Below are 21,281 nucleotides of genomic sequence, written 5' to 3'. Positions count from 1 at the left end.
ACGCCTGTCACCGAGGCCGCCCTATGCGTTATTCATCCGACCATAAAGCCCAGACCCACCAACGCATCATCAAGGAAGCCTCCGTACGCTTTCGCCGCGACGGAATCGGCGCCACCGGCTTGCAGCCGCTGATGAGGGCACTGGACCTGACGCACGGCGGGTTCTACGCGCATTTCAAATCCAAGGGCGAGCTGGTGGAAAAGGCGCTGCAGGCCGCAGCTGCCGAGTTGGATGCTCATTGCGAAATGCTCTTCAGCCAGGAACGGCCACTGGAAGGGTTTATTGATAGCTACCTGTCGGAGTGGCACCTGAACTCGCCGGCTGAAGGCTGCCCATTGCCGACCATGTCTTCGGAGCTAGGGCTGAGAGGCCAGCAAAGTGCGACGACAGATGCGGTGCTCGACGCTCGGATCCAGCAGATTGAAACCGCCCTGGGCGATAGAAAGACCGATGCACAAGGCCTGGTGATGATGTCAACGCTGGTAGGTGCTTTGGTGCTGGCGCGAGGCGTTAAAGACAAGGCACTGGCGCGACGAATCATGGACGTGGTGCGGGCCAGTGTGAAAACCCAGGTTTCAGAAACTGAAAAAGCCGGTCAGTGACCGGCCTCCCCTTATCGGCTTAGTTGATTACAAGCCTGTCGCGGTTCTTCTCTAGCAAAGCCTTGCCAATCCCCTTCACTTCCAACAACTCATCCACCGCCGTGAACGGGCCATTGCTTTCGCGGTAGGCAATGATCGCCCTGGCTTTGGCAGCACCAATGCCGAACAAATCGCGACGCAGGGTTTCGGCGTCGGCAGCGTTCAAATTGACCTTCGCAGACTGCTCAGCCATGGGCATCTGGGCGGTGATAGGAGTGGCTGCTTCAGCCTTGATGGACGGGGCTGCGGTGGTGGTGACGGAGAGAGTGGTGAGGAAAGCGAAGATTAGGGAGGTGAGGTAGGTGTTTTGCATTTTGACGCTCCATGACGTTGGTAAGAGAAAAGCAGCTTTTCCGAAGCTGCTTTTCTAACTTAGGTCATGCTGGAAGGGTGTCAAAACCGGGTGGGTTACAGAGTATGACTTCTTCGGAAAAGACGTACTGAGGAGGGCCAACAGCACCAACCATCCCTGATTTCCAGTTAAGGTTCCAAACGGGTAGAATTGCTGCCAATTATTAGACAGGCAGGCATCAACCCGCACCGTAAACGGTGAAGAGCGAGGGTTGTAGGGCTTGGCCTATGCGCAAAACAGTGACGCAGGACTGTAGATCGATCGCGACACAGGGGAAGGGACACTGTGTTGCCAGGTCGCCCGCTTAGCCTTTTTCTCAGTGGAGCAAATGTAAGCGAAGGGCGAAATATGCTGCAGTACAACGCTGCGGCAGTCTCAAATTGTCAGAATTTTGTTGGCTTGGCTCTCAGGTTCATCACTTTATGGCTACCTGAAATTATTAAATAAATACCTGCCGTAAGGCATGTAGTCTGCGCACTGGATGCCCAGCGATGCTCCAGCGGCAGACGAGAGGAGATGTAAACGTACATGGGAATCAAAAATTCGGAGCAGGTGTGTACAACACCTTACATTCTGTCGGATGTATTCAATCACTGTGCTACCAATGCCAAGGTTGGTGCCTGACCCGTGCCTACTATCATTTTGTCCAACCATAAAACTTTCGATGCCGAAAGCGGCAAGAGCCTGCTTGATTGTGCAAAATCACAGGCAACGGTACTTGAGTACAGCTGCCGCACGGGGCGATGCGGTGTTTGCAAGGCGAACGTTCTCAGCGGTGAGACTGAAGTGGTTCAACCGGAGCTGGCCCTAACTGAAGAGGAGCGTGCGTCGGGTACCATTCTTACCTGTTGCCGCGCTGCACTCAGTGATGTCGAGTTGGATATAGAGGATCTAGGGTTACTGGCCGATATCCAGATCAAAACCATGCCTTGCCGCATCGACTCCATCGAGCGTTTGGCCGACGACGTGGTGCGAGTCGTATTCCGAACACCGCCTAAAAGTGCACTTGTTTACCTCGCTGGACAGTACATTGACGTCATCGGCAAGGATGGTGTCCGTCGCAGCTATTCCATTGCTAATGCACAACGCGAGGATGCCAAGCTGGAGCTGCATATCCGTAAGGTACCTAACGGTGTCATGAGCCAGTATTGGTTCGGTGAAGCTCAGGCAAACGACCTCCTCAGGCTGGAGGGACCACTCGGTACCTTCTGTCTACGCAGCGCGAATACTCAGAATCTTGTGTTCTTGGCTACCGGCACCGGTATCGCGCCAGTAAAGGCCATGCTGGAAGCCTTAGAGGCCGAACCTGGGTCCTTCGACAACAAGGATATATACGTCTATTGGGGCGGGCGTAAGGAACCGGACCTATACTGGCGCCCTGACTTCCCTGTACTCCGCGTAAATTACAGACCGGTACTGTCTCGCGCAGAGGAGCAATGGACGGGCGCCACAGGCTACGTCCAAGAAGCAGTGCTAGCAGAAGGTCTCGACTTGGCGGACACCTCAGTCTATGCCTGTGGCTCTGAGGCCATGATTCGAACAGCACGTGAGGCGCTTATTCAGGCCGGCCTGCCCCCCAAATTTTTTCATTCCGATGCCTTTGTAAGCTCGAATTGACCCGGAGACAGCATGAAAGCAGTTATTTTGGCCGGTGGCCTGGGAACGCGGCTAAGCGAAGAAACCAGCGTACGACCAAAACCCATGGTCGAGATCGGAGGTAAACCCATTCTCTGGCATATCCTGAAGATGTACTCCGCACATGGCATCAATGATTTCATTATCTGCTGTGGCTACAAGGGATATGTGATCAAGGAGTACTTTGCCAACTACTTCCTGCATATGTCCGACGTCACATTCAACATGCGCGACAACACCATGAAGGTGCACGACCAACGCGCTGAAAACTGGAACATCACTTTGGTCGATACCGGTGACGAGTCTATGACTGGGGGTCGCTTGCGTCGTGTCGCCGACTATGTCAAAGACGAAGAAGCCTTTTGTTTCACTTATGGTGATGGTGTCAGTGATCTTGATATAAGCGCTACCCTGGCCTTCCACAAAGCGCATGGCAAAGCTGCAACGCTAACTGCGACATTCCCGCCTGGGCGTTTTGGCGCGCTGGATATCCAGAAAGGTCAAGTGCTGAACTTTAAGGAGAAACCCAAGGGCGATGGCGCATTGATCAACGGCGGCTTCTTTGTTTTGAGCCCCACAGTGCTCAAGCACCTAAAGGACGACAGCACTACCTGGGAACAGGAGCCGCTGATGACGCTGGCCGCTGAAGGCCAACTCATGGCCTACGAACACGCGGGGTTCTGGCAGCCCATGGACACACTGCGTGATAAACATTATCTGGAGGATCTTTGGCATTCCGGCAAAGCTCCCTGGAAATCCTGGGACTGAATATGAAGTCGACAGTTTCTCCTGCTTTTTGGCAAGGCAAAAGAGTCTTCGTAACCGGTCATACTGGGTTCAAGGGCAGTTGGCTATCTCTATGGCTGACCAGCTTGGGCGCGCAAGTGAAGGGCTTTGCCCTGGCCCCGCCGACGCACCCCGCCTTGTTCGTGGAGGCCAAAGTGGCCGAAGGGATGGAGTCGGAGCAAGGCGACATTCGCGATCTGGCGGCTATCACCCACAGCATGACGCGCTTCAACCCCGACGTGCTGATTCATATGGCGGCACAACCGTTGGTGCGTTTGTCTTACCGCGAGCCGGTTGAGACCTACGCCACCAACGTGATGGGTACTCTGCACGTGCTCGAGGCGGCACGGCAGTGCCCCAACCTGCGGGCTATTGTTAACGTCACCACAGACAAATGCTATGAAAACCGCGAGTGGGAATGGGGCTATCGTGAAGACGAACCCATGGGCGGCCATGACCCATACAGCAACAGCAAAGGCTGCGTGGAGTTGATAACAAGTGCCTACCGCAAGTCGTTCTTCAACAATCCGCAAGGCGCCGTATTGGCCTCGGGCAGGGCCGGCAATGTAATTGGAGGCGGCGATTGGGCGGAAGACCGGCTAATACCTGATATTCTCAGTGCCTTCGAGAAGAGTGAGCCCGTCACAATACGTAACCCAAGGTCCACCCGGCCATGGCAGCACGTGCTGGAGCCTCTAAGTGGATACCTTGTGCTGGCCGAACATCTCTGGACTCATGGACATCGCTTTGCCCAGGGCTGGAACTTCGGCCCCAAAGATGAAGACGCACGCCCGGTGGAGTGGATCCTAAACCACATGGTGCAGGCCTGGGGTGAAGGTGCCCGTTGGGAACTGGACCAGGATCCGCAGCCGCATGAGGCCAATTACCTCAAGCTGGATATTTCCAAGGCGCGTGCCCACTTACACTGGGTCCCCAGTTGGAACCTTGAAACCACACTCGCCCGAATTGTTACCTGGCATCGCGCGTGGCTAAGTGGCAACGACATGCAGGCCCATTGCCTGGAAGAAATCAACGCCTACATGCTCGCCATGCATGCCAGCAGCAACTAACTCTATTTTTTAGCAGGATTTTTCATGACACCCGATATGCTCCGCCAGGAAATCAGCAAGCTCGTCGAGCAATATGCCAATGTTGCATTGGCGAGCAAGCCGTTCGTGGCTGGCGAAACCGTCATCCCGCCGTCCGGCAAAGTGATCGGTGCGCGAGAATTGCAATTGATGGTCGAGGCCTCTCTAGATGGCTGGCTGACCACTGGCCGCTTCAATGCCGAGTTTGAGAAAAAGCTGGCTGAGTTCATCGGTGTCAAATTCCTACTGTCGGTCAACTCCGGCTCTTCGGCCAACTTGGTTGCATTCAGCACTCTGACCTCACCCAAACTCGGTGAGCGGGCGATCAAAAAAGGCGATGAAGTTATTGGTGTGGCAGCAGGCTTTCCGACCACGGTTAACCCGATCGTTCAATTCGGTGCGATCCCGGTATTCGTTGACGTAGACATGGCCACTCATAATATCAATGCCGACCTGATCGAAGCCGCCATCACGCCGAAAACCAAGGCAATCATGCTGGCTCATACCCTGGGCAACCCGTTCAACCTGGGCAAGGTCAAAGCGCTGTGCGAAAAGTACAACCTCTGGCTAGTGGAAGATTGCTGTGACGCCTTGGGTGCAACCTATGACGGCAAGCTGGTTGGCACATTCGGCGACATCGCCACACTCAGCTTCTACCCCGCACACCACATCACCATGGGTGAAGGCGGTGCTGTGTTCACGAATAACCCGATGCTCAAAGTGATTGCCGAGTCGTTCCGCGACTGGGGCCGCGACTGCTACTGTGCACCCGGTTGTGACAACACTTGTGGCGACCGCTTTGGTCAACAATATGGCAGCCTACCTCAAGGCTACGATCACAAATACGTATATGCACACTTGGGCTACAACCTGAAAATTACCGACATGCAGGCTGCTTGTGGGTTGGCTCAGCTTGAACGCGCTCAGGACTTCATCGATACGCGCAAGCGTAACTTCGGGCTGCTGAAGGAGCGCTTGTCCAGTCTGTCCGAATTCCTAGAAATCGCTGAGCCCACACCCAACAGCGATCCATCATGGTTCGGGTTCCCAGTGACACTCAAGGAAAGCAGCGGCGTTAACCGTGTCGATTTGCTCAAGTACCTTGATCAGCACAAAATCGGGACACGCCTTCTATTTGCAGGCAACCTAACCCGCCAGCCCTACTTCCAGAATTTGGAATACCGAGTGGTTGGCGAACTGACAAATACCGACCGCACTATGAACCAGACATTCTGGCTAGGCGTACAGCCATCGCTGGGTCAGGAACATTTCGAGTTCGTCGGGGAGAAGCTGGAAGAATTTTTTGGGATTGGTTTCTAAACAATGAAAGCATCAGATGCCGTAGCGTTGGTTCTTGCACAGAACAAGGTTCTGTATGGTTACGAGCTTATCGGCGGGATGATCACGCATTTAGTTGACAGCATCAATCAGTTGGGCCGAACTAAGCTGGTCTCGGTTCACCATGAGCAAGGAGCGGCGTTCGCTGCATCTGCTGTATCCCGAGCGACACGCCACGAAGTACTTGGCATCGCCTTGGGCACTAGCGGCCCCGGCGCAACCAACCTGATAACCGGTATAGCTGATTGCTGGCTCGATAGCCATCCGTGCCTCTTTCTGACGGGCCAGGTCAATACGTACGAGCTCAAAGGCGAGAGGAACATCCGCCAACAGGGGTTCCAAGAACTCGATAGCGTCGCACTAGTCAGCAGCATTACTAAGTACGCCTATCAGGTCAGGCATGTCGACGAGTTGCTTCCATGCCTGCAGAAAGCTATCGACATCGCCAGGGAGGGACGCCCTGGCCCGGTCTTGTTGGATATCCCAATGGATATACAGCGAACCGACATTGATGACTCCATTGTAGAGGCGCATCTGGTACCTCGGCCGGAGTGTGTCGATGCGTCACTGGATGTATCAGACCTAGAAACGATCAAGCACGCACTGGAATGTGCTCAGAATCCGCTGATTCTACTGGGCGGAGGAGCCGTCAACACACGTAACTTCCCGCAATGGCTCGATCAATTAGAGGCATCGGGTATCCCCTACGTAGCCAGCTTGAAAGGAGCAGAAAAGACTCTGGCGAGCGCAAATTATCTGGGCATGCTTGGTGCGTATGGAACACGTGCCGCCAACCATGCTGTGCAAAATTGCGATTTCTTGTTGGTACTGGGTAGCCGCCTAGACATTCGGCAAACCGGCGCAAAACCCGATGAATTCGCGCGCAAGGCCAAGATTTTTCAGATCGACTTGATGGAAGGGCAACTGAACAACCGTGTGAAGGCACACGCATCATACGTAATTGAACTGAATACTTTCTTTGCGCGCTTCGCGCTATCCAATGTGCAAAAAAACTCGGCTTGGCCTGCTTGGACGGCGGATTTGCGTGCCGAGTTCGAGCAATACTTTGTCGACGAGTACACCGATTGGTCTGTGAGCCCTTTCGCCATATGCTCAACCCTAGGGTCCTTGACCAAAGGTCACACTCTCGACTTCGTTGCCGATGTGGGCAACAACCAGATGTGGGCCGCGCATACGCTGCGCTTGAACCACGGCCAGTCCATGCACCACTCTGGCGGCCTGGGAAGCATGGGATTCGCGATCCCCGCGGCTATTGGCGTCTGCAACGCGGGCGACAAACCTGTGATAGTTATTACAGGTGATGGTGGCGCCCAGCTTAATATTCAAGAGCTGGATATCATTGCGCGTGATCAACTTCCAATATTGGTCATTGTGCTCAATAACCACTCTCTGGGGATGGTACGCGGTTTCCAAGAAATGTACTTCGAAGGGAGAAACTCTTCGACCTACTGGAACGGCTACACTTCACAGTTTAAAGCAATTGGTGAAGCCTATGGAATCAACTCCATGGTCGCCTGCACCCATGATGCATTTTCGGCGCAAGTAAGACTATTTCTTGAGTCACCCCGACCTACATTGATTGAGTTGATGATGCCCGACGCTCGAGAATGCCGTCCTCGGCTCGAATTTGGCCGACCAATAGATCAGCAAATGCCTGAAAAATTACGGACACCTCGCTGATGCATATAGCAATATTCGGTGCAAACAGCCAAATTGCCCAGGATCTTATACGCTCTTTTTTATTAGATCGGACATTCAAACTCAGTCTATTTTTGAGGGACAAAAAAAAATTTGATACATCAATGCTTACACCAGCCGTGCATCGAAACGTCAAAATGTTCGACTACACAGATTTCAATACCACTACTAAATTCGATGCAATCATAAACTTTGTAGGTGTCGGCGACCCCGCAATGGCCTCGAAAATGGGCGCTACCATATTCGATATCACCCTCGAGTACGATAAACTCGCACTCGACTATCTTAAATTAAACCGAAAATGCCGCTATATATTCCTAAGCAGCGGCGCAGCTTACGGTGGCAGCTTTGAAACACCCGTAAACGCTAAAAGCCTTGCCATGTTTGACATTAACAACTTGAAAACGACTGATTGGTACGCTATAGCAAAATTTTATGCCGAGACGAGGCATCGAGCGTATCAAGACCACAGCATTATTGATATACGGGTATTCAATTACTTCAGCCACACGCAAAACTTAAATGCGCGATACTTTATTACTGATGCAGTTCGCGCCCTCATGGAGAATAACGAACTCGCTACTTCATCCACCAACATATTTCGCGACTACATAACTCCAGCGGATTTTTACAATCTAATCGTAAAAACATTGACAGCCAGGGACAGCGTGAACCTCGCCCTCGATTGCTACACGAAAGGATCAACCGACAAGCTATCAATACTCAATCACCTACGTAGCCGTTTTGGCCTGAGATTTGTCATCAACGACGCATCTCAGCAAATTAATGCCACTGGCGCAAAACTACACTATTACTCCGAGAACAAAACTGCATCAAAACTAGGGTACACACCTAACTTCAACTCTATTGAAGGGCTGACTCATGAAATCGAAAAACTCCAACTCTTCAGATGAACTTTAAAAAAATATTTACTCATGACTTTCGCAATACAGCAGCAAACCAACTTTGGCGCTTATTCTCCGGCCCTGCCCTACTTATTCTAGTCCCCCTTTACCTATCACCTGAAGCACAAGGATACTGGTATACATTTATCAGCATGGCGGCGCTCGCCATATTTGCAGACATGGGTTTTTCTGCAGCTCTGCTGATATTCGCCTCGCACGAATTTGCACACCTAGAATTCAACAACAAAAAAGTACTTTCGGGCCCCGCTGAAAACATTAAGCGATTGGCCACTTTATTTTCTTTCGCCATACGCTGGGCATGCGCCATGGCCGTGGTTGTTTTCCCGTTAGTACTATTAGCGGGTTATTTCATACTTGACGGCAAGACATCCTTAATACAGTGGCAACTTCCGTGGTTAATATATGGTGTAGCTTCAGTTATCGCTTTCATTAATAGTATTGCACTGTCATTTATCGAAGGCTGCGACAGCGTTGGCGACATCCAGAAAATTCGACTTCATATTAGCGTGATCAGCGTTGCGGCAACCGTGCTCATGCTGATATTTGGTGCAGACCTTTATGCCTTGGCTCTTTCGTTGCTAGCTGGCGCACTCGCCGGCACTTCAATAATCCTCAATCGTTACAAAGCCATGTTGGGCCAACTATATGAACTGGCTAAGATCAACAGTCATCCTTGGTTCAAAGAGATCATGCCGCTTCTGTGGCGCTTCGCCTTGAGTTGGATAAGTGGCTATTTTGTGCTTTCTATATTCACTCCACTTTCGTTCAATTATCACGGCGCAGTGAAAGCTGGGCAAGTCGGCTTCTCGATGGCTATTTGCATGGCAATGTTCAGCATTGCTAATATATGGATAACGATAGTAACACCTAAATTCAACATTTATGCTGCCCAGGGCAACACACTGGAACTCGACCTAACTTTCAAGAAAGCTGTTCTGCTTTCAATATCTACTTATATTCTAGGTATGGTAACGCTCTTTACAGGCCTTTGGTTGATGAGTGGTCAGCCCTTGATAGAGAATCGCATACTACCGCCTCTTTCGCTGTTGATGGTTAGCACAGGATGGCTAATGCAGCTAATAATCAACGCAATGGCAGTTTATATGAGGGCATATAAAAAGGAACCGTTGGTCATGGTATCAGTAGTCAATGGACTATATGTCGCAACAGCAACCTTATTGATAGCAAAATATCTTCCATTCGAATACCTTTTCTCAGGATTCATAAGTGCTTATCTCTTGATCTTACCATGGGTATATTGGATTTTTAGATCTTTCAAAAGGTGCTCACGATGAGTCTGCAGCCCAACCCCCTGCTGTCTATTGCACTACCAACTTACAACCGTGCGGACTTCCTTGATAGCTCACTGGCTGTCCACATACCAATACTAAAGAAACACAACATTCAGGTTTTTATTTCTGACAATGCATCGACAGACGATACCTATAACATTGTAAAAAAATGGAAGGCCGAATATCCGCTGCTTCACTATTCATGCAACCAAGAAAACCTCGGGGCTGATCTGAATTTCGAAAATGTATTAAATCTTTCGGACACAGAATATACATGGCTATTGGGTGACACATCTCAGATCCATGCGGACGGTTTAGAAGATATAATAAGCCTTTTAAAAACAGGCAAAGCTTATGATGCACTTTTAGTAAATCTGGTAGAAAAAGTTCGCATCCAAGAATGTATTTATCAAGACGCCAATACACTACTACAGGATCTTGCAGGACTCATGAGTTGTATGAGCTGCCTAATCTACAGCAAAGCATTGATAAGTGAAGCCAATTTCAGGCGGTATCATGATTCAAACTTCATCCAAACCGGTATCATCTTCGAGTTCATTTCAAATCGGCAGTTCAATATTCAGTGGCTACCCCACGTATCTATTACTCCCCTTGAAAAACCGAACCTTACAAAAAAAAGCTGGGCTCATACAGATAAGATATTTAAAATTGGCGTTAACTGCTGGGTTAATTTTATATTTTCATTGCCCGTTAGCTACTCATTAGAGAGCAAAATGCAGGCCTGTAAAAGCTTTGGCGAAGTATCAGGAGCATTCACGATCAAAGGAATGATATCCCTGAGAGCCAGAGGCCTATTGAACTTTGGCATCTACAATGAATATCGAAAGACTCTTACGTTGTCCGTCAGCTATCCCAGCTGGGTCGTGATGATGATATCAGTCCTTCCAAAATCGCTGCTCAATCGCGTGACTAATCTGTACCTCAAACGTACACGCGCCTTACCTTAGACAAACCATTAATCTGTGTTGTAATGGATCTTTACCTGCCAACGCCGTCCAAATCGAGTAAAATGCGGTGTCCTATTTAATCAAGAAGCTCAAGCAACACAATATCTTTGTAATCCCCATGGTGATCGGGCGGTTCCTTCTGATATGGAGAGCAATCATTCACCTCAGAACCCTTCCTACCCCCGGGCGGCGTGCCCGCTTGGGGCGAGCGCCTAAGGTTTTTGGCTTGGAACACATCGCTCTAGGCGATAATTTCAGCGTAGGTGAGGGGCTCTGGCTACACGCTATCCCTCAGTACATAACATTTGTCTATCAGCCCCGAATCGAGATTGGCGAGAATTTTTCTGCCAGCGATCATCTGCATATCGCGTGCTGCAACAAGATAACGATCGGCAGCAATGTCTTAATGGGTAGTAAGATTCACATTACAGACCACTCTCACGGGGCCTACTCAGGGGAAAATCAATCTAGCCCCTACGAAAAACCTTTCGAACGAAAGCTGTCTAGCAGCGGGCCAGTCACCATTGGCGATAACGTGTGGATTGGGGACAATGTCGTAGTACTCCCTAACACCTCTATTGGCAGCGGCTCGATTATCGGCGCCAATAGTATTGTGACCAAAGATATACCCAGTAACGTTATCGCCGCGGGGTGCCCTGCCAGGGTCGTGAAAGTATGGAGTGATAAAGAGAGTAAATGGTTAAGTATATGAACGTGATCGGATACGGGCGACCCCACACATCAAAGGTATGGCATGACGCATAAGATTGCAGTAGGTATTGTTGTCTATCATGCCGGCGCTGAACTACTGCGCAGGCTCGAATTGACTTCGGTAAACGGGTTTGAAGTTTATGTATTCGACAACTCGCCTCATATAGCCAACGTGCGGGAGTTTTCCGAATGTCATCCGCACATCCACTATTTCACCTGTGGCAAAAATCTCGGTCTGGGTGTAGGCATATCAACAGTATGTGCCAACGCCTATCAGCAGGGCCATTCGGCGCTTCTTTTTTTCGATCAAGATACTGGGTTCAGCGCCGAAACACTGACATATGTAGAACACAACTACATAGATAACATCGACTCTTATAGTACGTTTAGTGCGATTGCTTTCAAAGCCGATGGAGCAGCTTCGGTACGGGATGTGCCCCTAGTGATCAACAGCGGCAGTCTTTACTTCCTAGACAAACTCAAAACCATTGACTGGATGGATTGTAGCTATTTTGTTGACGGCGTAGATTACAAACTCTGCCTGGACTCGTTAAATAAAGGTTATCGAATAGGCGTCTGTGGCGCCACACCCGGCTTTGATCACGTCACGGAGCAAGCCGACAGTGTCTATCGTATCGCTGGCCACAGTTACTCAATGCGGGCCTATTCATGGTCCAGAATAAAAGACGCCGTATCATCGAACCTGAAACTTATTTTTTGTGCAATCAAGAGTCATCAACTCGGTTTCGCTTTAAAAATCACCAGATTGCTTACCCTCTATTGCACTTCCCAGATCCTTGTCAGGATAATCAATACATTAGGAATCTATAAACGTGACTGATAACGAAGGTAGGACCGGCGAGCGCTCAGCCATTTTCACCGTTTGCAATTTGGCTTACCTGCCTAAAGCGCTGGTGCTGGCAGAGTCTCTGGTTAAGTTTGATCAACCGAAGCTGAAAATTTATATTTTTGATCGCAAAGTGGAAATAGATCTGCCAACCGACCTAGCAGAATTCTATTGGGTTGAAGAAATTGGGTTGGCAAACGTCCGACAATACGCGTTCAAATATGACATTGTAGAATTCAGCACAAGCCTTAAGCCTTGGATTACTTTAAAGCTGCTTGAGCAACACGATAATATTATATTCTTGGATCCAGATACCTGCGTATTCAGCCGCCTCGATGGGATATGGGAAAAACTCGGCACTCACGATATCATTCTGACGCCACACTATGTCACTCCGCATGTTGAAGGTGATATTGGCATGCTGCGCTTTGGCTCTTTCAACTTGGGTTTCTACGCAGTTTCCAGTACGTCGGAAGCCAGACGTTTTCTACACTGGTGGAATGAACGCTGCCTTGAGCACTGTTATTTTGAAACTCAGTTTGGACTTTCTACCGATCAAAAATGGGTAAGTATTGCCCCGTGCTTCTTCCCTACGTTGCATGTGTCCTTCAACCTTGGTTACAACGTTGCCTTTTGGAATAGCCACGAACGGACACTGACCTCAGATGGCCAAGGTGGGTATGACGTCAACAAGAAATTCCCACTTGTCTTCTTTCACTTCAGTTCATTTGATGAAGAGAACCCTGAGCTTTTGAGCAAACGTGCGTTTTCCGGAAGGGACCAGAAAAGGCAGGATTTGCTAGAGGTCAGCCTTTACTACAAAGAACGGCTCTCACATTTCTCATTCATACCAGCAACTACACCTTATGCCTTTGACTACATGAGCGATGGTAAATACATTTCACCTACGTTGAGACGTGCTTATGCCAGCACGCTTGATGAATTCCCATCTGGTCATGATCCATTTGACTCGAAAGGTCCAGTTTACCAATTCGCCAAGAAAAACTACTTGTTTGAAGCGACCGGCCGATACAAACCTGCCGGCTTTGAAGACGCTAAAGCTCACGCAGGCAAATTAAACTTAATTAACTCAGTACTCAAGGTCATACTATATGCAATTGGCCCGAATCGATTCATGAACTTATCAAGACTATTCGTTTACCTATCCAGCTTCAGATTGAATAAAAAGCTTTGGAAACTGTAAATTGATTATTTACTTGCTCGGCTATCTGATCATTTTTTATATTGCTATATTGCGCTTTTTCACACTCCGTCGCGATCTGCCTTTGACGCTATTACTTTATATTCTAGTAGGCATTATTGGTGGCATCAGATATGAAACGGGTATGGATTGGCCACAATATTCCGATTACTTTGACTCAATTTCAGTCGAGCAAGGCCTTTACACCTCCTATTTGAGTAACAACTATAAGCTGGCCTTTGAGTTCGGTTACTTTCTATTAAACTACCTCATCAAATATCTCGGCGGAGGAGTAGAAATTGTATTTTTGACTGCCTCACTATTTTGTGCACTGAGCACATATCTGCTCTCGAGTTTTTTTCCTGGAAATAGAATTTTTATTTTTGCCATCTATATATCATATAATTTTATATACATGCACTTTTCAACAGTACGCCAATCAATAGCTGTAGGTTTGTTTTTTATTGCTCTATGGATACACCTGAAATTTTCGAACAAGAAACTAATGATTTTAGCGCTTGCCTTATGTGTCTGCTTCCAGATTTCCGCACTACTGTATCTATTTATTTTTTTCTGTTCATTTTTTGTACGCGACACCTACCGATATATATACACATGGTCCGCTAGTATATTGATAATTTTCATAGCAATACATTTTGGCTCAAATCCTTATGAAATACTCTCGACCATCCTTCCTTCATCGTTCGCTTCGAAACTGATGGAATATGCGGTATGGGATTTTGCATCCAGTACAAAAACTTACCTATTTGGATTATATATAGCCTTTTGCGCTTTTAACCTGAGCTGGTTAGAACGCATAGAAAAAAACAAAACCCCCAAAGCAACAATGAATAAAAAAGAAAACTTCGTAGTGAAGCTTTCTATAACATCGCTACTACTATCAGCGACATTTATAATATTATTCCCAAACAACTTTGCATTGTGGACTCGCACCTTCAATGTCGCATCGGTTTTATTCGCATGCGCGCTTTCATCTTTTTACTATTCGAGCACAGGAAGGTATCGGATTATATTCTTTCTACATCTGGTAATAGCAGCAGTGTCATTTGTAGTATCTTTATATGCTGCACAAGAAGCAATGTCACCGTACAGGACTATACTTTAAAAGCCCGCCAAGCCAGCTAGAAGATGTCAATCCCGCCAACTAAGCCCGGCGCAGGATTTCAATCCTAAACTTCGCGGTGGCGCTGAATGTGCATCCAGTCGACGATATCACCTTCGGGGCTGTAACCACTCACAGTCTCCTTCAACAACTGTCTTACGAGCGCGTAATCGCCTTTTTCAACGGCATCCAATAAATTCTGCAACCTCACCTTGAGAATCTCCCATCCCAGAAACTCCTCACTGGCACGCATGATCATCGGGTGACTGGTAGAGGCTACATTATCGCCAATCAACAGTTCTTCATATAGCTTCTCACCCGGACGCAGTCCACTGAAATTTATCAGAATATCCCCATGCGGATTCTTATCCGAACGGATACTCAATCCAGAAAGATGAATCATCTTTTCAGCAAGCTCAACAATTTTCACGGGCTCGCCCATGTCGAGCACGAAAACGTCTCCACCCTGTCCCATCGAACCAGCTTGAATGACCAACTGGGCTGCTTCAGGAATGGTCATGAAATAACGTGTGATTTTCGGATGGGTCACTGTCAAAGGCCCCCCTGCCTGGATCTGTTTGTGGAACAAGGGGATGACCGACCCTGAAGACCCAAGCACATTGCCAAAACGAACCATCGTAAAGCGTGTTTTATTTACGTGCGAGACATTCGATGTATCACCAAATAGAACCGGAGCTAGTTCTCTGCTCAAACCTTGTAGTACTAACTCTGCAAGCCGTTTGGTACTGCCCATCACATTGGTCGGTCGCACAGCCTTATCAGTTGAAATAAGTACGAAGTTCTCCACCCCAGCCTGAACAGCTGCCTGCGCAGTATTGAGAGTGCCTATCACATTATTGAGAATACCTTCGGCGATATTGTGCTCCACCATAGGAACATGTTTATACGCAGCTGCGTGGTACACAGTATCAACGGACCAAGTCTTCATGACCTCCAACAACCTATCCTGATACCGTACCGAACCAAGGATAGGCAGTAGTTTTACACTCAATGCATCTGACTCAATACGCTGCTCGAGTTCTGACAAGACGCAGTAGAGGTTGTATTCACCATGGTCAAAAAGCAAAAGATGGGTGGGCTGTAGTGTTAGTATCTGACGGCAGAGTTCTGAACCAATCGAACCACCCGCGCCGGTCACGAGCACGACGCGGCTCTTGATGCATCGTTCTAGGAGCTCATCCTGCGCCGGCACGGCATCTCGACCCAGCAGGTCGGCGACATCAACCTCCTGAATATCGTCGACTTTGACCCGGCCGCTCGCCAAGTCCATAAACCCTGGAACGCTGCGTACATGCAGCGGATATCCTTCTAGGTAGCCAAGTATCTCCCTGCGCCGAGCACGTGAGGAGGAAGGAATCGCGAGTAACAGCTGTTCCGCGCCGGTTTCGTTAATCATGCGCTGGATATGTTTTGGTTTATAAACCTGTAGACCGGAGATGACGCGATCCGCAATGCTACAGTCATCATCAATGAAAGCCACTGGGCGCATCTGCTTACCAAGGCGCAAGGCAGCAACCAGTTGATTCCCCGCTGCACCAGCGCCATAGATGACGACTTTTGGTAACCCATCGTCTCGATTTGTGAAGGGAACATGCTGGGCAGCCGCAAACCAATCTCCAAGAAAGTATTGACGCATACCCAAACGCAGGCCACCAATGATGACCAGGCTCAGCCACCAGTAGTTGAATACGATAGAACGGGGAACAACTGTTTGGTGGTTACTGTAAAGGTAAACTACCAAAGCTAATAATAGGGCTGAAAGACTAACAGCCTTGATGATCGCAATCAGTGCGTCATTACCGAAATACCGCATAACAGCGCGATACATACCAAAATTGATGAACAGAGGTATAGCGATCACTGGCGCACTAAGGAACAGCCACACATGGACTACAAACGGATTGTTAAGATCATCAAAACCCAGTCGAACGACAAACGCCAGCCAGAGCGCTACCCAGACAAGCACAATGTCAGTGACGACTTGCAAGAAGCGTTTTTGCCTACGCGGCAAACCCAACAAACGCGTGCGTAAACTATCCATAAACCCTATTTATACCTCGGTCCTTAGTACCGCAGCTAAACGCGGCCATCACCTATATTTACCACATCATTTTCAAAAAACGTCAACTTATTATTTCGTTTTCTCTAACTCACCTGCGTGAAATTTTACAGCCAGTAATACCAGCGGAACATAAGCCAAGACCACGCCAAACAAACCATCAAAACCCAATCCGACGCAGATACCAATTGGAATTAACCAAAAAATGTTGATTGCCATCACACCCAGAGTGACAGGCATATGGCGTCCGGCCTTCCGAGATGCGTACTGATAGGCGTGACTGCGATGCGCTTCATAGACCTTGTCTCCGCGCAACAGGCGCCGTCCGAGGGTAAAGGTTGCGTCAACGATAAATACACCGAGTAAAATGAGCCACACCCAAAGTAACTCACCGGCAACCCAAGCTGCCTGCAGAGAAAGCACGCCGATTACGATCCCAAGAAAACCGCTTCCTGCATCCCCCATAAAAATACGCGCAGGTGGAAAATTCCAATACAGGAAACCTAGCACTGCGCTCGCCAGCAGTATAGGTGCCAAGATGAGCTCATTATGGCCAGTTAGCCAATACACTAGGCTAGCCCCAAGACAGACACATACCGCCTCAATACTGGCTATCCCATCGATTCCATCCATGAAGTTATAGAGATTCAGAACCCAGACAAGGTACATGGCCGCGAGTAAATGCCCGAGCCAACCGAGACTCACTTCATATCCCGCCAGAGGGAGGGTAGGTAGACCTCCTATCCACAAAAGTGCCCACGCAGCCGCGCAAAAATGTGCCAACAAGCGCCAGCGCGCAGCGATATGCCCGTGATCATCTAGAAAACCAACCAAGGCGATCAATGCTCCGCTACCCAGCACAGGCCATGTGGCGATTCCACTGATCAGTCCGGCGGATGCCATAAACCCCAACGCTGCCAGATACGTCAACACTATAGCTAGGCCACCGCCACGTGGAGTAGGCACAGAGTGCGAACTGCGGCCATTGGGTATGTCCATCAGACTCTGAGCCAACGCATATCTGCGTAGTACCCGAGTCGAAAGTAGCGATACTACAAGCACAGCTGCGAACACCAAAAAGATGGTCATTTAAATTCAGATCCTGAAATAGAATGCAGTCAGTAAGACCTAGCAACCATCAATGTGCCAGTTCAAGCTGATAAAGTACTCGACGAGTACCTGAGCACCTCCGGCAAGTTGTCACTTTTTAAAGCCAATAAAGTGCTGGGCGACCTGCGAGAGAGCTTGATCAACATTAACAGGGGGTATCCAACCCAAAAGTTTTTGAGTTTTACTAATATCTACCTGTAGTGAACCACATAGGCGCTGGGATAACGCTTTGCGACCCAGCAGCGATGCGCCAGACTCCAACAACCATGCCGGAAAAGGTAGCAAGCGAGCAGGGACCCCTAATGCCGTGGCCATTCTTCGCAGCAATTGAGTGGTTGAAAGATCCTCACCGTCACTCACCAAGAAAGTCTCGTTCGCAGCCGATGGATGTTCCACACATGTCACAATGAGGTCTACAAGGTTATCCAAGGCAACAAAACTACGCTGGTTATGAATGGCGCCAAATGGCAAAGGAACGCCTTTATCCAACCAGCGCATCATACTGAGAAAATTGGCTTTCACTCCTGGTCCGTAGACCAGTGTTGGCCGAATAATAACAACGTCCATACCCGTCTGAGCGGCTAACAGCCGTAAAGCCTGTTCGGCCTCCATTTTGGAAATGCCGTAGGGATCTGCTGGGGCAGGCTCTGCGTCAGCCGTATAGGGCGCACCTAGGGCTGTGGCCTCGCCATTGACCTTGATGGAGCTGACGAATACAAACCGTTTTACCCCAGCCTCAGCGGCCTGCCTGGCGAGCCGCAACGTACCTTCAACATTGACTTTGCGAAACTCGGCCAATGGATCTGCGCTGGTATCGCTCATCACGTGCACACGCGCCGCGCAGTGAATGACGACCGCACATCCGGCTACAGCCTCTTTCCAGTCGGTAAACGCGTCGATTGAACTGACCTCAACCAGCCGTACTTTTTCTGGTACCTCAAGCCATGCCTTACGCACTGCAATCACGGATTCAAACTGAGAATCCTGTCTCAGCCTATCCAGTACCGCCCGCCCGACAAAGCCTGAAGCGCCAGTCAATAATACTTTTTTCATCGACGATCTCTGTGCCTCAGGGTGGCCCTTCTGAACAGCGCCTCAAGGCGATCAAACAAGGTCACTTTGGAAAAATGTTCAAGATAATAGTCGCGACCCGAGCGCCCCATTTTTTCGAGTTCTGGCGCCGACAAACTTCCCATCGTACGCACGATGTCTGCCAGTCCCGATGCATCGCCAGAGCCACATGCCATGCCGGCCCCTGACTCAACGACAACTCTGGCAGCTTCACCATCAATCATCGCGATAATCGGCTTGCCCGATGCCAGATAAGCCTGAACCTTACCTGGAATGGTCTTTTCGAATACTTCATTGGTCTTGAGCGAAACCAGCAAGGCGTCAGCAACGGCGAAGAGTGCCGGCATCTTTTCCAGGGGATGCCGTCCCAACAAAAAGACGTTGTCCAACTGATGTTCCGTTACATGCGCCTTCAACCAATCACTGGCCCGACCATCGCCGACGATCACCCAGCGCACGGGCAAGTCTGGCTCAAGCGTCTTGGCTGCTTGCAGGATCGCTGGAAAATCCTGAGCCTCCCCCAGGTTGCCGGCGAACACTATAGTAAAGACTGAATCGTCGCTTTGGAGCAGATCAGAAGCGCCACTCACATCACCGGAAAAGTCATCTTCAGCCCAGCTGGGAAAGTACACCAGCCGGTCGCTTGATATTGAACGGGTACAGTACTTTCTGACATTCTCGTCAAAAGAGCGTGATTGCAACAGCAGATAGTCGGTCCGGTTATAGATCCAGGAAACCATTTTTCCTACGAGTCCAAGCAGTTTCGGATGCTTGATAATCCCGACTGCACTCAGGGTTTCAGGCCACAAATCAAGGACCCAAACAAACACTGGCGCTTTTTTTAAACGGCCAATCACGATCGCAGGGATCGCGGCCATGATCGGGGACACGGCGTAGACAAAGATCGAATCGAACGACTGACCACGTAACTTGTAGCTGCCGATCGTCGATGCGCTGGTAAAAAATGAAAGGTAATTCAAACCCAGCGTTATGCTGCGCTTGCCCCTTGCCAACATCGGAACGCGGATGACGTTTGCGCCCTGATAATGTGAGAAACGTGCGGGATCCTGTAAAAAGTCTGCATACACCTGCCCTTCCGGGTAGTTGGGCAATCCCGTCAACACAGTCACTTCGTGGCCTTTGGCGACAAAGCCTTCGACCATGTTGTTGATACGCATGTTCTCTGGCCAAAAATACTGGGTAACTACCAGAATCTTGAGCGGTTTTTCCTGGGCGATGCTATTCAATCAGTATTGCTTCCATACATTGCGCATGACGTAATCGCGATAGCTGTGGATGATCCTCACAACTTTCTCGGCTACATTCGGCATGCTGTAATCCGTGACAAGTCGCAGTGTACGTTCTTCACCAACCGCCTGGCATTCCAGCAGTTCAAGGCCTTGCATGACACGTTCGACTTCCAGGCCGACCATCATCACTGCAGCCTCTTCCATACCTTCCGGACGCTCATGCGCTTCACGCATATTCAGCGCAGGAAAGTTAAGGATGGACGACTCCTCATTGATTGTCCCGCTATCGGACAGCACGGCCTTAGAAGTCAACTGAAGCTTGTTATAATCCTTGAAACCCAGGGGCTTGAGCAGCTGCACATTTTTGTGAAACGTCACGCCCATTGCATCTACACGCTTCTGGGTGCGCGGATGCGTTGTCACGATTACCGGGAGATCGTAGTGGGCAGCAACGGTATTCAATACTTCGACGAGTTTGAGGAAGTTCTTGTCAGAGTCGATATTCTCTTCACGGTGAGCGCTGACGACGAAGAACTTGCCCGCTTCCAAACCGAGACGCGCTACTACGTCTGAAGCCTCAATCCCCTCACGGTAGTAATTGAGCACCTCAAACATCGGGCTACCGGTCTTAATGACCATGTCAGGCAGCAAGCCTTCACGCAAAAGGTAATCACGCGCGATAGTGCTGTAGGTGAGATTGATGTCTGCCGTATGGTCGACAATGCGGCGATTGATTTCTTCCGGCACGCGCATATCAAAGCAGCGGTTACCAGCTTCCATATGGAAGGTAGGGATCTTGCGACGCTTGGCCGGAATGACTGCCATGCAACTGTTGGTATCACCCAGTACCAGCAATGCCTCTGGCGCTTCTTGTTCAAGTACGCGATCCACAGCGATGATCACATTACCGATGGTTTGCGCCCCGCTGGCACCTGCTGCATTGAGGAAATGATCGGGCTTGCGGATGCCGAGATCCAGAAAGAAGATCTCGTTCAGCTCGTAATCGTAATTCTGTCCGGTATGCACCAGGACATGCTCACAATGCTTGTCCAGCGCTGCCATGACCCGTGACAAACGGATAATTTCCGGACGAGTGCCTACGACGGTGACCACTTTCAACTTTTTCATTTCAACACTCTTTCC

Annotated in this window: 19 protein-coding genes; 13 read left to right on the top strand and 6 right to left on the bottom strand. The window is 49.5% G+C overall.

From position 1 onward, the window contains the following. Positions 1 to 23: 23 nt before the first annotated feature. The gene (locus ATH90_RS08720; RefSeq protein WP_098466092.1) at positions 24 to 602 is read left to right on the top strand and encodes a TetR/AcrR family transcriptional regulator; all 579 of its coding nucleotides are present in this window, start codon (positions 24 to 26) and stop codon (positions 600 to 602) included. A gap of 19 nt (positions 603 to 621) precedes the next feature. On the opposite strand, the gene ATH90_RS08715 is transcribed toward ATH90_RS08720, so the two are convergent. Further along, positions 622 to 954 carry a ComEA family DNA-binding protein gene (locus ATH90_RS08715; protein ID WP_098466091.1) on the bottom strand — a complete coding sequence of 111 codons (333 nt, stop codon included), beginning with the start codon at positions 952 to 954 and terminating at the stop codon, positions 622 to 624. A gap of 666 nt (positions 955 to 1,620) precedes the next feature. Here ATH90_RS08715 and ATH90_RS08710 point away from each other — a divergent pair. The 12 genes from ATH90_RS08710 (at position 1,621) to ATH90_RS29875 (ending at position 14,630) form a co-directional block, all read left to right on the top strand. After that, on the top strand, positions 1,621 to 2,610 hold the full coding sequence (locus ATH90_RS08710) for an FAD-binding oxidoreductase (protein WP_098466090.1): 990 nt from the start codon (positions 1,621 to 1,623) through the stop codon (positions 2,608 to 2,610). A 12-nt stretch (positions 2,611 to 2,622) separates the two neighbouring features. Next, positions 2,623 to 3,396, top strand: a complete 774-nt coding sequence (rfbF, locus tag ATH90_RS08705; RefSeq protein WP_098466089.1) for a glucose-1-phosphate cytidylyltransferase — start codon at positions 2,623 to 2,625, stop codon at positions 3,394 to 3,396. Positions 3,397 to 3,398: 2 nt separating this feature from the next. Then, positions 3,399 to 4,484: a CDP-glucose 4,6-dehydratase gene (gene rfbG, locus ATH90_RS08700; protein ID WP_098466088.1), complete on the top strand. Its 1,086-nt coding sequence runs from the start codon at positions 3,399 to 3,401 to the stop codon at positions 4,482 to 4,484. Between the two features lie 24 nt (positions 4,485 to 4,508). Further along, positions 4,509 to 5,822, top strand: coding sequence for a lipopolysaccharide biosynthesis protein RfbH (rfbH, locus tag ATH90_RS08695; RefSeq protein ID WP_098466087.1), 1,314 nt, complete (start codon positions 4,509 to 4,511; stop codon positions 5,820 to 5,822). A gap of 3 nt (positions 5,823 to 5,825) precedes the next feature. Then, the gene (locus ATH90_RS08690) at positions 5,826 to 7,541 is read left to right on the top strand and encodes a thiamine pyrophosphate-binding protein (protein ID WP_098466086.1); all 1,716 of its coding nucleotides are present in this window, start codon (positions 5,826 to 5,828) and stop codon (positions 7,539 to 7,541) included. Beyond that, complete coding sequence (locus tag ATH90_RS08685; protein WP_098466085.1) at positions 7,541 to 8,473, top strand: NAD-dependent epimerase/dehydratase family protein; 933 nt, start codon at positions 7,541 to 7,543, stop codon at positions 8,471 to 8,473. Before ATH90_RS08690 ends, ATH90_RS08685 begins: the two co-directional genes overlap by 1 nt. After that, positions 8,470 to 9,780 (top strand): hypothetical protein, encoded by a 1,311-nt coding sequence (locus ATH90_RS08680; protein ID WP_098466084.1) that lies wholly within the window; start codon positions 8,470 to 8,472, stop codon positions 9,778 to 9,780. The genes ATH90_RS08685 and ATH90_RS08680 overlap by 4 nt, the downstream gene beginning before the upstream one ends. Next, on the top strand, positions 9,777 to 10,745 hold the full coding sequence (locus tag ATH90_RS08675) for a glycosyltransferase family 2 protein (protein ID WP_098466083.1): 969 nt from the start codon (positions 9,777 to 9,779) through the stop codon (positions 10,743 to 10,745). The genes ATH90_RS08680 and ATH90_RS08675 overlap by 4 nt, the downstream gene beginning before the upstream one ends. 226 nt (positions 10,746 to 10,971) lie before the next feature. Continuing rightward, complete coding sequence (locus ATH90_RS08670; protein WP_273027564.1) at positions 10,972 to 11,457, top strand: DapH/DapD/GlmU-related protein; 486 nt, start codon at positions 10,972 to 10,974, stop codon at positions 11,455 to 11,457. Between the two features lie 42 nt (positions 11,458 to 11,499). Beyond that, positions 11,500 to 12,297 carry a glycosyltransferase family protein gene (locus ATH90_RS08665; protein WP_098466081.1) on the top strand — a complete coding sequence of 266 codons (798 nt, stop codon included), beginning with the start codon at positions 11,500 to 11,502 and terminating at the stop codon, positions 12,295 to 12,297. Beyond that, a complete protein-coding gene (locus ATH90_RS08660; RefSeq protein WP_098466080.1) occupies positions 12,290 to 13,507 on the top strand; it encodes a glycosyltransferase family protein in 1,218 nt (405 codons plus the stop codon). Before ATH90_RS08665 ends, ATH90_RS08660 begins: the two co-directional genes overlap by 8 nt. Before the next feature lies 1 nt (position 13,508). Next, positions 13,509 to 14,630, top strand: coding sequence for an EpsG family protein (locus ATH90_RS29875; protein ID WP_170041111.1), 1,122 nt, complete (start codon positions 13,509 to 13,511; stop codon positions 14,628 to 14,630). 64 nt (positions 14,631 to 14,694) lie between these two features. On the opposite strand, the gene ATH90_RS08650 is transcribed toward ATH90_RS29875, so the two are convergent. The 5 genes from ATH90_RS08650 to wecB all read right to left on the bottom strand — a co-directional run bounded on the left by ATH90_RS08650 (position 14,695) and on the right by wecB (position 21,266). Beyond that, entirely contained in the window at positions 14,695 to 16,689 is a 1,995-nt protein-coding gene (locus ATH90_RS08650) for a polysaccharide biosynthesis protein (protein ID WP_098466078.1), read from the bottom strand. 90 nt (positions 16,690 to 16,779) lie between these two features. Next, entirely contained in the window at positions 16,780 to 17,796 is a 1,017-nt protein-coding gene (locus tag ATH90_RS08645) for an MraY family glycosyltransferase (protein ID WP_098466077.1), read from the bottom strand. A gap of 111 nt (positions 17,797 to 17,907) precedes the next feature. Further along, on the bottom strand, positions 17,908 to 18,870 hold the full coding sequence (locus ATH90_RS08640; RefSeq protein WP_098466076.1) for a UDP-glucose 4-epimerase family protein: 963 nt from the start codon (positions 18,868 to 18,870) through the stop codon (positions 17,908 to 17,910). Beyond that, entirely contained in the window at positions 18,867 to 20,066 is a 1,200-nt protein-coding gene (locus tag ATH90_RS08635) for a glycosyltransferase family 4 protein (RefSeq protein WP_098467657.1), read from the bottom strand. Before ATH90_RS08635 ends, ATH90_RS08640 begins: the two co-directional genes overlap by 4 nt. A 69-nt stretch (positions 20,067 to 20,135) precedes the next feature. Then, positions 20,136 to 21,266, bottom strand: a complete 1,131-nt coding sequence (gene wecB / locus ATH90_RS08630) for a non-hydrolyzing UDP-N-acetylglucosamine 2-epimerase (protein ID WP_098466075.1) — start codon at positions 21,264 to 21,266, stop codon at positions 20,136 to 20,138. Positions 21,267 to 21,281 lie beyond the last annotated feature (15 nt).

It is taken from the genome of Pseudomonas lurida (assembly GCF_002563895.1).
GTDB classification, from domain to species: domain Bacteria; phylum Pseudomonadota; class Gammaproteobacteria; order Pseudomonadales; family Pseudomonadaceae; genus Aquipseudomonas; species Aquipseudomonas lurida.
This window is presented reverse-complemented; position numbering and strand designations above follow the sequence as displayed.